A 12,642-nucleotide genomic window follows, 5' to 3' on the forward strand; every position below is an offset into this window, starting at 1 on the left:
TAATCAATCGACTACACAAAGTCGAGATGGAGTTAACAGTGAGCGTAAAAATTCATTATCAAAACACGCATTTTATAACAAGTGCGCCCGATATCCGTCACTTACCAGAAGATGAAGGTATCGAAATTGCGTTTGCAGGACGCTCCAACGCAGGTAAATCGAGTTCATTGAACCGACTCACCAACCAAAGAAGTTTAGCTAAAACCAGTAAAACACCTGGTCGAACTCAGTTGATCAACTTGTTCAAAGTGGATGAAGGCTGCCACATCGTCGATCTACCTGGATATGGTTTCGCTCAGGTTCCATTGGAACTGAAGAAAAAATGGCAACGTTCGCTCGGTGAGTACTTACAAAAACGCAAGTCCTTGAAAGGACTAGTGGTCCTCATGGATATTCGCCATCCAATGAAAGATCTTGATCAGCAGCTCATTGTTTGGGCCGTAGAATCCGATATCCCGGTACAAGTTTTGTTAACGAAAGCTGACAAACTGAAAAGTGGCGCTCGTAACGCTCAGATTCTGAAAATTCGCGAACAAGCAGAAGCGACATTTGATGGTGATGTACAAGTAGATGCGTTCTCATCATTAAAAGGGATGGGGGTGGAACAGCTTCGTCGTAAACTCGATACGTGGTTTGCTCCTGCATTTGAACATTTAGCAAAAGCTGAAGCGCAAGATGAAGACGCGATCCAAAAGCCATCTGAATCTGAATAACTCGTTGTAGTTTTTCAACGATAGAAACAAAACGCCCCGCCGTCCTGGCAGGGCAATGGGAGAGAGAAGATTTAGTTATTGTTTGATGTAAGAATTCATCAAGATAACTATTTTTTCAATTCAATGGTCTGTAAAATGTGACCTCTTCGACTCTCCCAATCTTTACTCCCTCGTAAGTTACGCAAAGAAAAGCCTCTTTCATTCTATATTTTTCAATACCTTAAGTTAACATCCCCAAAAAACGCCACTGACTTGATTTCAGCCTGAAATTATCATTAGTGTGATGGTGATTAAATTACAAAACGATAGGTAATAAAGACACATGAAATGTCAGAAATAATGAGAAAAGAAAGAAAAGCAGGGGTGAATTGATTTTTCTTTCGCACAAGAAAAAACGCCCCAGTCAAATACTGACTGGGGCGGCTGAATCAGCCTAATCCAATAACGTGAAACAAAAGGTCTGAAAGATAGAACATCTTACCTCTGTACCCTACACAACCAATGTACAACAACTGATCTAAAAATGAAACAGATTTTGTAATTTTTTTTCACCCTATTTTTATTAACCAACGAAATGAATCAAAAGGAATTCGCTTTATTATTGATACAAAAAAGCCAGTGTTTGTGCACTGGCTCATGATTTTCATACGATAATGGTCAATAAGTGTCTAGTGAGCTTGATCCCAGTTGTCACCGTGGCCAGAATCCGCCACTAACGGCACAGCGAGATCTGCTGCAGATTCCATCAAATCTTGTATTTTACTTTCAATTTCGCCTAAGAATGACGATTCTACTTCAAATACCAATTCATCGTGAACCTGCATTAGAATACGAACCTTTCCATCGCCTTCATTTTCAACCCACTCATCGACAAGTAGCATCGCTTTCTTAATGATATCAGCCGCCGTACCTTGCATTGGCGCATTTATCGCCGCACGCTCTGCTGCTTTACGACGCATAGCATTTCGAGACTTAATTTCAGGTAAGTGCAGACGACGACCAAAAATCGTTTCCACATAGCCATTTTCAGACGCGGCAGAGCGAGTATCTTCCATGTACTGCATCACTCCAGGATAGCGCTCAAAATAAGTATCCATATACTCTTGAGCTTCACGACGTGGAATGCCTAATTGCTTCGACAAACCAAACGCACTCATGCCATAAATCAATCCAAAGTTGATCGCTTTCGCTCGGCGACGTTGCTCTGTCGACACGTGCTCAATATCAACCCCAAGAATTTCAGCCGCAGTAGCCGCATGAATATCTTTACCCAATTTAAAAGCTTCCAGAAGTGCTGGGTCGCCAGATAAGTGCGCCATAATTCTCAACTCAATTTGAGAGTAATCGACCGCCAAGATTTTCCACCCGTGTGGCGCAACAAACGCCTGACGAATACGACGCCCTTCTTCATTCCTGATTGGGATGTTTTGCAAGTTAGGATCGGTCGACGACAGACGGCCTGTCGCCGTCACCGCCTGATGATACGATGTATGGACTCGACCCGTTTCTGGGTTAATCATCTTCGGCAGTTTGTCAGTATAAGTGGACTTCAATTTTGCTAAGCCACGATACTCTAAAATCAGTTTTGGTAGAGGGTAGTCCAACGCTAACTCTTGCAACACCTCTTCATTAGTAGAGGGAGCACCTGATGGCGTTTTCTTGATCACTGGCAGGGCCATTTTCTCAAATAGGATCGCCTGTAATTGCTTCGGCGAACTAAGATTAAACTCTTGACCGGCGACGTCGTAAGCCTGCTGTTCAAGCTCATCCAGTCTCACGGCTAACTCTTGAGATTGTGCCCCCAATAACATGTCATCAATGAGTACTCCGGTTCTCTCAATGCGTGACAATACAGGAACCAGTGGCACTTCTATCTCTTGATAGATCCGCTTAAGATCTTCATTTTTCTCAATTTCACCATTTAAACGCTGATGAAGTCTTAGCGTTACATCCGCATCTTCAGCGGCATAAGGTGAAGCTTCATCTAATTCGATCTGGTTGAAGGTCAGTTGGGACTTCCCTTTACCTGCAATTTGCTCGAAAGAAATACAACTATGCTGTAGAAATCTCAGAGCCAAGCTATCCATGTCATGTTTGCCACCCACACTGTTGTAAACATAAGACGCTAACATGGTGTCAAATTGAATGCCCTTGAGCTCAATATCATAGCGAGCTAATACACTGGCATCATATTTTAAGTTCTGACCAACCTTCTTTAGGTTCTCGTCTTCAAGTAAAGGTTTAAGCTGCGCAAGTACCCAATCCCGATCAAGCTGCTCAGGCGCCCCCATATAGTCGTGCGCCACAGGAAGATAAGCAGCAACGCCTTCTTCAGTAGCAAATGACAATCCAATAAGGTTCGCCACCATATAATTAAGGCTATCGGTTTCTGTATCTAAGGCAAACACCGAGCTCGACTTTATTTTTTCAAGCCAAGCCGTAAACTGCGCTTCGGTCAAAATCGTCTCATATGCGCTGCGATCAATCGTGACCGCAGACAGATCCATGTCCGAATCCGCACCTTTAGGAGAAGAGGAAGAACCTGATGCCGAGCGAGAGTCAGCAACCACCTCACCCGTCCCACCCTCTAACAATTCATTCAACCAAGATTTAAAGGTCAACTGAGCAAATAAGGTGGTCAACTCGTCTGTATTTGGTGTCTGCTTCAATAACTCTTCTGGCTTGTAATCAAGCTCAACATCAAGTTTTATCGTAGCAAGCTCATAAGACAGCGTCGCGTTATCTTTATTTTCTACCAGCTTTTTAGCCATCGTTTTCGACCCACGAAAACCGAGCGCGGCGATATCATCAAGACGTTCATAAATACTTTGAATACTGCCGATACCTTGTAATAAAGCGGTAGCCGTCTTATCCCCAACGCCTGGTACGCCAGGAATGTTATCGACTTTGTCGCCCATTAGGGCAAGATAATCAATAATCAACTCAGGTGGGATACCAAACTTCTCGACAACACCTTCAACATCCATAACAGTATTTGTCATCGTGTTAATAAGGGTCACATTTTCATCAACCAACTGAGCCATATCTTTATCACCAGTACTGATCAGTACCGGCATACCGACTTGAGAAGCTTGGTGAGCTAATGTTCCAATCACGTCATCCGCTTCCACGCCAGGTACACAAATGAGTGGTAACCCCATTGCTCGAATAACATTATGCAGTGGCTCTATTTGACAGCGAAGATCATCAGGCATTGGAGGACGATTCGCTTTGTATTCAGGATACATATCGTCGCGAAATGTTTTGCCTTTCGCGTCAAACACAACCGCAATACGATCAGAGGCGAACTGTCGCATCATGCTTCTTAGCATATTCACAACACCATAAACCGCATTGGTGGGGATCTCACCGTTACTCATCGTTTCAGGGTAAGCGTGGAATGCGCGATAAAGATAAGAAGAGCCATCGATAAGAATCAGCGGGTTGTCTGGTATATGAGCCATGTCTAGTCATCCAAAATTAGGGGATTTAACCTAAGGATGCCACGTCTGTTTACACTATGCTACGACCTTTCACTGGTTAGATACACAGCGATCACCTTTTACGAGTATAATCTCACGGCCAGCCTGTGGATAAGTCTGTTTATAGTGTTGTTAACACTTGAGAATAACTTGACTGACCACTAAAAAAATCACATATAAAGCACTGTTTTAAAAGGAATATAATACAGATCAACCACAGCACACATGATCCTTGATAGATCACGTCGTGTGGAAAACCATTTTGGCGAGAAATCTCGTAGCATAGAAGAATGTGCTGAGAAGCCGTGTTGATAGAACGAACAGATTTTAGATAGAAAAAAAGCGACATCATAGATGTCGCCTAGCAAAATAGAGGGATGAGCATCTCAAACAGAGAACATCTACCCTACCAAAAGCTATAAATACACTGGAAGCAATGTGAGCAATGTCGTGTCAAAAACGAATCCATTCCGCTGATAACCTCTATCGCAAAAGCACTGCTTAAAAGATAGGCTTATCTGGAATGTTTCCCCTTAAGACGAGGCTAATAATAATCATTCTCATTTGAATCGTCAACAACTAATTGCGAATTATTATCATTTAATTACTTATGCTTTTATTGCCACTCACTAGCGTTTTGATAAACATGATCCGTGACTCTACCAAAGGGACCCTGTGTTCATACCCCTCGATCAAATAATCATTTTTGATCAGCAATCTCAACATTGACGGAAACTGATTGCGAGATTTTACGGTAATCATTTGATAAGCGTGCTGACTCACCCAATTTTCTTGCCACTCTAGTAACGCCTGAGCAACACCAAGTCGGCGGGCATGTCGGGTCACACCACCGAACCAACTATAAAAGGTCAGGCCATCAATTTCATAACCTATTTTAAATCCAAGCAGCTCGCCATTGCTTTCAGCCACCAAAACGAGGCTGCGCTTATCATTTAAACGAGATGCTAAACTCTCTTCAGTTTCCTTTTGCGAAAATTCATCAATGGTCGCGACAATATCAGCGACTTCTTTCAAGCTCCCTTCACGAATCAACATCTTTTCATCTCCAACAAAAAAGGTCGGCAAATGCCGACCTTTATAACAATCAACAACCACGACTTAACGAAGGTGTTTTTGTGCCTCGCCATTTTCTTCAGCAAGCCATTCCGCTACATCTTTAGCGAAATAGGTGAGAATACCATCCGCCCCAGCTCGCTTAAAACAAACCAGTGATTCGAGCACCGTCTCACGCTCTTTAAGCCAACCATTTTGAATCGCGGCTTTATGCATCGCATACTCACCCGACACTTGGTACGCAAAAGTCGGTACTTGAAGCTCTGATTTCACTCGACGTACTACATCTAAATACGGCATTCCTGGCTTCACCATCACCATATCTGCGCCTTCATTAATGTCCATTGCTACTTCGTGCAAGGCTTCATCACTATTAGCAGGATCCATCTGGTAATTTTTCTTATTACCGCCTTTCAGGTTTGATGCTGAACCGACTGCATCGCGAAATGGCCCGTAATAGTTCGACGCATATTTTGCTGAGTACGCCATGATTTGAGTATGAATGTAACCGGCGTCTTCTAGTGCTTCACGAATTCTACCGATACGTCCATCCATCATATCAGACGGTGCAACCACATCCGCCCCAGCTTCAGCGTGCGACAGAGCCTGCTTGATCAATACTTCAGTGGTTTCATCATTTTGCACATAACCATTGTCATCGATAATGCCATCTTGACCATGGGTGGTAAACGGGTCTAAAGCGACATCGGTAATGACCCCCATATCTGGCACATTTTGCTTCAGTAGCTTCACAGCGCGTTGGACAAGCCCTTCAGAATTATAGGCTTCAACCGCACAGATACTTTTGGCATCCTGGTTAACCACTGGGAATAGCGCGATTGCAGGCACACCCAACTTTGCTAAGTACTCAGCTTCTTCCAGCATCAAATCAATAGACAGGCGTTCAACACCTGGCATCGACTCCACCGATTCACGACGATTTTTACCCATCAAAATAAACATTGGGTAAATCAAATCATCCACAGAAATCTGGTTTTCCGCCATCAAGCGACGGCTAAAATCGTGTTTACGCAAACGGCGCATACGTCTTGCTGGAAATTGACCTTGAATCGATACAGACACTTCGTGCTCCTTGTCTGGAAAATGCGAAAACCAAGCATAGCATTCTCAATGCTGCATGCTAGTAGTAATACTGGAAAATGCCGATCCACATTTAATTGCATAGGAACGTCTGTAGTATCGGTTGATATTACGACAGTGATTTTCGCCGCGAGAACTTGTGTATATACTTACCCAATCATTTAGACAGTAAAGTAATCCTATGATCGACACCCATGCCCACATATACGCCGAAGAGTTTGATGCAGATCGCGATGATGTTGTCCAACGTGCTCTTGCCGCTGGCATAGAGAACATTCTCTTACCGAACATCGACTTAGCATCAATTGAACCTATGCTTGCCACCGAAGCGGCTTATCCATCCATTTGTCGTTCAATGATGGGTCTACACCCTTGTTACGTTGACGGAAATGTCAAAGACACCCTCAAAGAGATTCAAGGCTGGTTCGATAAACACCACTTTATTGCCGTGGGTGAAATTGGCATCGATCTCTATTGGGATAAAACTTACAAAGCCGAACAAGAATATGCTTTCATCACCCAGCTTAATTGGGCTAAAGAGCGTAACCTTCCCGTTGTGATCCACACTCGTAACTCCATTGAGCAAACCCTTTCTCTACTTAAAAAAGAGCAAGATGGCACATTAAAAGGGGTGTTCCATTGTTTTGGCGGTAACTTAGAAGAAGCAAAAGCCATTAATGGATTAGGCTTTCATCTCGGCATTGGGGGCGTGTCAACATTTAAGAATGCGGGTATGGATAAAGTCATTCCTGAGCTCGATGTAAAGTGGCTGCTTCTTGAAACCGACTGTCCCTACTTGGCGCCAGTCCCACATAGGGGGAAACGCAACGAGCCTGCCTATACCGCTTTGATTGTTGATCGAATGGCACAATATAAAGAGACAGATAGAGAATCACTGATCGCAATGACGACCAGAAATGCAAAAGCGTTGTTCTCATTGTAAATACATAAAAAACATACAAATATTTACTTGATACCACTAAAAGCATACCCTTCCGAAATACCAACAAGTAGAATACACACCGGTAGCATATTGGTTGGCGGTCATGCCAACTTCTGAATCATTTTAGGTAGGTGGGTATGTGCAAGCACGGCAGTTTATTACAACGACAAAAGCGAACGTTTTGGCAGCGGCTTAAAGGCATTAAAGAAATTTATATTTGTTCTGGATGTGGACATACTGTCATCGTTAAGTAGCCTCACAGCCTTTCGCTTTATGCGATCAGCCACTTTACCCAAGAGTGGCTTTTTCTTTTCATCAATAACCCCTTTTTCACAAACCATCATCCCACACTGCGTACATCATGTGTTTCACTCATATTAAACTGTGATACTGCTTCCAATTTGGCATTCCCAAAGAAGTTCGTAATCAATAAAATGCCAGGCCAACAATCTCTCCAATCAAAGTATTATGGGTAATCAAGGAGATAACTATGTGTGAGCACGGAGTCTTACTGTGGCGTCATAAGCGTTCTATTTGGCAAAAACTCAACGGAGTAAAGCAGATCTTTATATGCCGTGCGTGTGGCTATACCATCATGGTAAGAAGCTAAAAAAATAGCGGCTCAATCGCCGCTATTTTTCTATCTCTTTTGGTTTAATCGTCGTCTTGCTCTTCTAACTCATCATCTTTACGAGTGTAAAACCTCGCAAAGAACAACCCGACTTCAAACAACAAGCACATTGGAATTGCCAATAGTGTTTGTGAAATCATATCGGGTGGCGTTAGCATCATCCCGACAATAAACGCTCCAACCACAATATACGGGCGCTTCTCTTTCAGACTTTTCACATCCGTTGCGCCAGTCCAGCACAATAGAATGATAGCCACCGGCACTTCAAAGGCGATACCAAACGCTAAAAACAGCGCTAAGACAAAATCAAGATAGCTGGATATATCCGTAGCAAACTCTACCCCACCCAATGAAATGGCAGTGAAAAAGCCAAACACTAAAGGGAAGACCACGAAGTAAGCAAACGCCACACCACAATAAAATAGCAACGAGCTCGAAAACATCAACGGCATGACTAAACGTTTTTCATGCTTGTACAAGCCAGGCGCAACAAACGACCAAACCTGATGCAATATAAAAGGTACAGACAAAAATATGGATGCGATGAGCGTTAATTTAAGCGGAGTAAAAAACGGCGACGCCACATCCGTCGCGATCATCGTCGCCCCTTCAGGCAAGCGTTCGACAAGTGGTTTAGAAACAAAATCGTAGATATCGCCAGAGAAATAAATCAAACAAAGAAAAACAACCAGTACCGCACCAATGGCACGCAACAATCGGTTTCTGAGTTCGAGCAAATGGCTAATTAAAGGTTGCGTCTGTTCAACGGTAGACATGAAAACCTCAAACAAGTAAGAAGATGACTAAACTAAAGCAGGGTTATCTTCGATATATAAAAAATAAGAGCGGATTACCGCCCTTATTGCACTTTTTTATCTGGCGACTCAGTTTCCACAGGTTTAACCACGTCTTCAACAACCGGTGAAGGCTCTGTCGTATCGGATGTGGTTGTTTGCACCTTGTCCTTAGCATAAGGACGAGTAACCTCTTGCGCAGCTTGCTTGAGTTCTTCTACAGAGCTTTTCAGTTCTGGAGACAGGTCTTCCATGCCCATTTTCTCAGCTTTACGCAAATTGTCTTGCAACTCTTGAACCTTAAGTTCATGCGAGAGCTCATCTTTGACATTATTTGCCATGCTCTTTGCTGAACTAATGAAACGAGAGACGCTGCGGATAGCAGTTGGTAAACGTTCTGGTCCAAGAACGACTAAACCAACCACTGATATGAGTACCAGTTCCCAAAAACCGATATCAAACACCGATTAAACCTGCTCTTTGTCTTTCTTAGTTTCCGTTGGTTCCGCTTGAGCTTCTGTTTTCTGTTGCTCAAGATTCTTCGGTTCAAAGTCCGCATCTTTTGTCTTCGACTTATCCGCAGACTCATCTTCGCTCATGGCCTTTTTGAAGCCTTTTACTGCTCCACCCAAATCACCACCAATTCCGCGTAATTTCTTAGTGCCGAATAACAGTACAACGATGACAGCAATAATAAGAAGTTGCCAAATACTAATACCACCCATTTTCTTTACCTCGGGTCTTGATTAACAAAGAATAATAAAATTAAAGTTTATCGCTTAACGTCGATAACTACGCCAACTTAACAGCCAAAATGTGATACCAACAGCACCGGATACACCGGATAGCTCTTGGTAAGAACCTCCTAGCAATATGGCTGAGCATACGATTAAAGTCGCACCAACGCCAAATAAAAATTGTCCTGTCGCATGTTGCCGTTTTGTTTCACGGTACCCATGATAAAGCATGTCTACACGCTGATTTATCATGCGACCTTGTTTCAAGCTATCGTACAGCAACTCTGGTAATTCAGGTAACTTTTCTGCCCAAAACGGCGCGCGTTCCTTAATCCCATTGATAACAGCTTGGGGCCCCACTTGATTCGCCATCCACTTTTCCAAAAATGGCATCGCGGTTTCCCACAAATCGAGTTGTGGATACAGCTGCCGCCCCAATCCTTCAATATACAACAACGTTTTTTGCAACAACACTAATTGAGGCTGAACTTCCATGTTGAAGCGACGAGCGGTGTTGAATAAATTGAGCAGTACATGACCAAATGAAATCTCACCCAGCGGTTTAGCAAAAATCGGCTCGCACACCATACGAATTGAGAATTCAAACTCATCCACGTTTGTATCCGCGGGCACCCAACCAGAATCAACATGCAACTCTGCTACTTTTCGGTAATCGCGGTTAAAGAACGCCAATAAATTTTCAGCTAAATAGCGCTTATCTTCACTGTTTAACGTACCGACAATGCCACAATCCAAGCCAATCCATTTAGGGTTCTCTGGGTGCTCATAACTAACAAACACATTGCCTGGGTGCATGTCTGCATGGAAAAAGCTGTCACGAAAAACTTGGGTAAAGAAGACACTCACCCCCCGTTCCGCGAGCAACTTCATATTGGTGCCATTGGCTTGTAAGGTAGGAATGTCGCTCACTTGAATCCCATAGATTCGCTCTGAAACCATCAAGCTTTCACTGCTAAAATCGGGCAATACTTCAGGGACATAGAGCTCTTCGCTGCCTTCAAAGTTGCGTCTCAGTTGAATGGCATTGGCAGCCTCGCGACGCAAGTCCAACTCATCTAACAGCGTTTTCTCATATTCTCTTACGACCTGAACAGGTTTCAAACGACGTGCTTCTGGCAGCGCTTTTTCAACAATGCGCGCCAAGCGATACATCAACTTAATATCCGCATCGATAACGGGACGAATATCAGGGCGAATCACTTTGAGCACCACCTCTCGCCCATTTTCTTTTAGCTTGGCAGTGTGCACCTGAGCGATCGACGCCGATGCCAGAGGCTGTACATCAAAGTCACTAAACCACTGCTCAACCGAACCACCCAAGGCTTTTTCAATATGCGTCTTGGCCAATTCACCATCAAATGCCGAGACTTGGTCTTGCAGCAAAGCCAGCTGGTCAGCAATATGAGGGGGAAACAAATCTCGACGAGTCGACATCATCTGACCAAATTTCACCCAAACCGGACCTAATGCCTGCAAAGCCAAACGTAAACGTTCACCTAGTGGTTTCTCTGGGTGAGCATTTTTAATCCAAAACAGGGATTTTCGTGCTAATAGGGGGGCTTTAGTTAACTGATGCGTAGGGACCAACTCATCTAAGCCATACTCTAATTGCACTTTGACTATTTGGTATAACCGCTTCATTTCACTCGGGGTCATAAGTGCTCCGAGTTATCTTCTTTCGAAGCTGTACGCGCATTCAGTGCACTCGATTCCAATAGATGCTCAATACGCACAGCAAGCTTATCTACGGCACTGCGCACATCATCCACTTGATCACAAAATGCAGCAATTTCTAACGGTGCGGGCGCTACTTTCCACTCTTCAGTCAGGACTTGTCCTAAGTGATCTTGATGCTTTCTCATTTGGGAAGAGACAAACCCGACCGCTCCTTTCGCGCCTTGCACAAAAGTATGCGCAACGACATCGCCCGTCACACGAGACAGCCACTCTTCTAAATCAGGCTTACAATCAGTCATCAACTGAGCAAACTTTTGCGCCAATTGAATATCGCCTTCAAGTTCAAGCTTATCTTGTTTAATCAAACGAGTGATATTAGCTTGCTCTCTTAGTTCAGGGAGCACAGATAAATTCAACGACAGCGAACAATCCGCCACCCCTTCATAGTTTGCCAACACATCGAGTTGATGGCTAAAGATAAAGGTCAACGACTTATTGAACTCACGCAGGTGAATTTGGATGCTTTGACCTTTTAAACGCGTTACGCGTTTAACGAGGTCATCATCATCTTTAATCAGAGTATTCAGCGTGGTCTCAACCACCGCCGTCACTAGTGGATCAAATGGCATTTACCTATCCTTAGAATTTATAGCCGCGGTGCAAAGCGACAATACCACCGGTCAGGTTAAAGTACTTAGTATGTTCAAAGCCAGCGTCTTGCATCATCCCTTCTAGCGTTTCTTGATCTGGGTGCATACGAATAGACTCAGCCAAATAACGATAACTCTCGGCGTCATTTGCCACGATCTCGCCTATTTTTGGCAACAAGTGGAAAGAATAAGCGTCATAAATTTTCGATAGTGGATCTAAGATAGGTTTAGAGAACTCTAGGACCAATAAACGACCACCAGGTTTAAGCACGCGATACATTGAACGTAGCGCTTTATCTTTATCCGTCACATTGCGAAGACAGAAGCTGATCGTAATACAATCAAAATAGTTATCTGGGAATGGCAGTTCTTCCGCATTCGCTTGGACATAATGAACATTACCAACGATGCCCGTATCTCTTAATTTATCACGACCCACATTGAGCATGGAGTTATTGATATCCGCTAAGATAACGTGGCCTTGATCACCGACAATACGTGAGAATTTCGCCGTGAGATCGCCCGTACCGCCACCTAGGTCAAGAATACGCTGACCTGGTCTTGCTCCACTGCAATCAATCGTAAAGCGTTTCCATAATCGATGGACTCCGCCCGACATGAGATCATTCATAATGTCGTACTTAGCAGCTACTGAGTGAAAAACCTCCGCAACACGCGTGACTTTTTCACCCTTAGAAACCGTTTCGAAACCAAAATGCGTGGTTTCATCTTGTTGATTTACTTGATTCGATTGCACGTTAGTATCCGTCATTATCCTTCCTCATACGCAGCGCGACATTACCCCGGCGCTGCCGACGG

Annotated in this window: 12 protein-coding genes; 2 read left to right on the plus strand and 10 right to left on the minus strand. The window is 43.8% G+C overall.

Going from position 1 to position 12,642, the window contains the following annotated elements; all coding sequences use genetic code 11:
- Positions 1-26: 26 nt before the first annotated feature.
- Positions 27-713, plus strand: a complete 687-nt coding sequence (gene yihA, locus M9196_RS17350) for a ribosome biogenesis GTP-binding protein YihA/YsxC (RefSeq protein WP_250618780.1) — start codon at positions 27-29, stop codon at positions 711-713.
- A gap of 428 nt (positions 714-1,141) precedes the next feature.
- Here the strand turns inward: yihA and M9196_RS23765 are convergent, their stop codons facing one another.
- The 4 genes from M9196_RS23765 to hemB all read right to left on the minus strand — a co-directional run bounded on the left by M9196_RS23765 (position 1,142) and on the right by hemB (position 6,352).
- Complete coding sequence (locus M9196_RS23765) at positions 1,142-1,189, minus strand: hypothetical protein (protein WP_438356636.1); 48 nt, start codon at positions 1,187-1,189, stop codon at positions 1,142-1,144.
- A gap of 192 nt (positions 1,190-1,381) precedes the next feature.
- Positions 1,382-4,177: a DNA polymerase I gene (gene polA, locus M9196_RS17355; RefSeq protein ID WP_250618781.1), complete on the minus strand. Its 2,796-nt coding sequence runs from the start codon at positions 4,175-4,177 to the stop codon at positions 1,382-1,384.
- 618 nt (positions 4,178-4,795) lie between these two features.
- Positions 4,796-5,251: a GNAT family N-acetyltransferase gene (locus M9196_RS17360; RefSeq protein WP_250618782.1), complete on the minus strand. Its 456-nt coding sequence runs from the start codon at positions 5,249-5,251 to the stop codon at positions 4,796-4,798.
- 63 nt (positions 5,252-5,314) lie between these two features.
- A complete protein-coding gene (gene hemB / locus M9196_RS17365; RefSeq protein WP_250618783.1) occupies positions 5,315-6,352 on the minus strand; it encodes a porphobilinogen synthase in 1,038 nt (345 codons plus the stop codon).
- A gap of 199 nt (positions 6,353-6,551) precedes the next feature.
- On the opposite strand from hemB, the gene M9196_RS17370 reads away from it, so the two are divergent.
- Positions 6,552-7,313 (plus strand): TatD family hydrolase, encoded by a 762-nt coding sequence (locus M9196_RS17370; RefSeq protein WP_250618784.1) that lies wholly within the window; start codon positions 6,552-6,554, stop codon positions 7,311-7,313.
- 654 nt (positions 7,314-7,967) lie between these two features.
- On the opposite strand, the gene tatC is transcribed toward M9196_RS17370, so the two are convergent.
- The 6 genes from tatC to ubiE form a co-directional block, all read right to left on the minus strand.
- Positions 7,968-8,720, minus strand: coding sequence for a twin-arginine translocase subunit TatC (gene tatC / locus M9196_RS17375; RefSeq protein WP_250618785.1), 753 nt, complete (start codon positions 8,718-8,720; stop codon positions 7,968-7,970).
- Between the two features lie 83 nt (positions 8,721-8,803).
- Positions 8,804-9,202 (minus strand): Sec-independent protein translocase protein TatB, encoded by a 399-nt coding sequence (tatB, locus tag M9196_RS17380; RefSeq protein ID WP_250618786.1) that lies wholly within the window; start codon positions 9,200-9,202, stop codon positions 8,804-8,806.
- Between the two features lie 3 nt (positions 9,203-9,205).
- Entirely contained in the window at positions 9,206-9,463 is a 258-nt protein-coding gene (gene tatA, locus M9196_RS17385) for a Sec-independent protein translocase subunit TatA (RefSeq protein ID WP_250618787.1), read from the minus strand.
- Positions 9,464-9,517: 54 nt separating this feature from the next.
- Positions 9,518-11,152 (minus strand): ubiquinone biosynthesis regulatory protein kinase UbiB, encoded by a 1,635-nt coding sequence (ubiB, locus tag M9196_RS17390; protein ID WP_250618788.1) that lies wholly within the window; start codon positions 11,150-11,152, stop codon positions 9,518-9,520.
- Positions 11,149-11,802: a ubiquinone biosynthesis accessory factor UbiJ gene (locus tag M9196_RS17395; RefSeq protein ID WP_250618789.1), complete on the minus strand. Its 654-nt coding sequence runs from the start codon at positions 11,800-11,802 to the stop codon at positions 11,149-11,151. Before M9196_RS17395 ends, ubiB begins: the two co-directional genes overlap by 4 nt.
- A gap of 10 nt (positions 11,803-11,812) precedes the next feature.
- Complete coding sequence (gene ubiE / locus M9196_RS17400) at positions 11,813-12,595, minus strand: bifunctional demethylmenaquinone methyltransferase/2-methoxy-6-polyprenyl-1,4-benzoquinol methylase UbiE (protein WP_250618790.1); 783 nt, start codon at positions 12,593-12,595, stop codon at positions 11,813-11,815.
- Positions 12,596-12,642: the final 47 nt, after the last annotated feature.

This window comes from Vibrio methylphosphonaticus (genome assembly GCF_023634655.1).
In the GTDB taxonomy this organism is placed as follows: Bacteria; Pseudomonadota; Gammaproteobacteria; order Enterobacterales; family Vibrionaceae; genus Vibrio; species Vibrio methylphosphonaticus.

Coding starts and splice junctions, on each gene's coding strand:
- yihA (WP_250618780.1), top strand. CDS start 27: ATGGAGTTAACAGTGAGCGTAAAAATTCATTATCAAAACACGCATTTT.
- polA (WP_250618781.1), bottom strand. CDS start 4,177: ATGGCTCATATACCAGACAACCCGCTGATTCTTATCGATGGCTCTTCT.
- M9196_RS17360 (WP_250618782.1), bottom strand. CDS start 5,251: ATGTTGATTCGTGAAGGGAGCTTGAAAGAAGTCGCTGATATTGTCGCG.
- M9196_RS17370 (WP_250618784.1), top strand. CDS start 6,552: ATGATCGACACCCATGCCCACATATACGCCGAAGAGTTTGATGCAGAT.
- tatC (WP_250618785.1), bottom strand. CDS start 8,720: ATGTCTACCGTTGAACAGACGCAACCTTTAATTAGCCATTTGCTCGAA.
- tatA (WP_250618787.1), bottom strand. CDS start 9,463: ATGGGTGGTATTAGTATTTGGCAACTTCTTATTATTGCTGTCATCGTT.
- ubiB (WP_250618788.1), bottom strand. CDS start 11,152: ATGACCCCGAGTGAAATGAAGCGGTTATACCAAATAGTCAAAGTGCAA.
- M9196_RS17395 (WP_250618789.1), bottom strand. CDS start 11,802: ATGCCATTTGATCCACTAGTGACGGCGGTGGTTGAGACCACGCTGAAT.
- ubiE (WP_250618790.1), bottom strand. CDS start 12,595: ATGACGGATACTAACGTGCAATCGAATCAAGTAAATCAACAAGATGAA.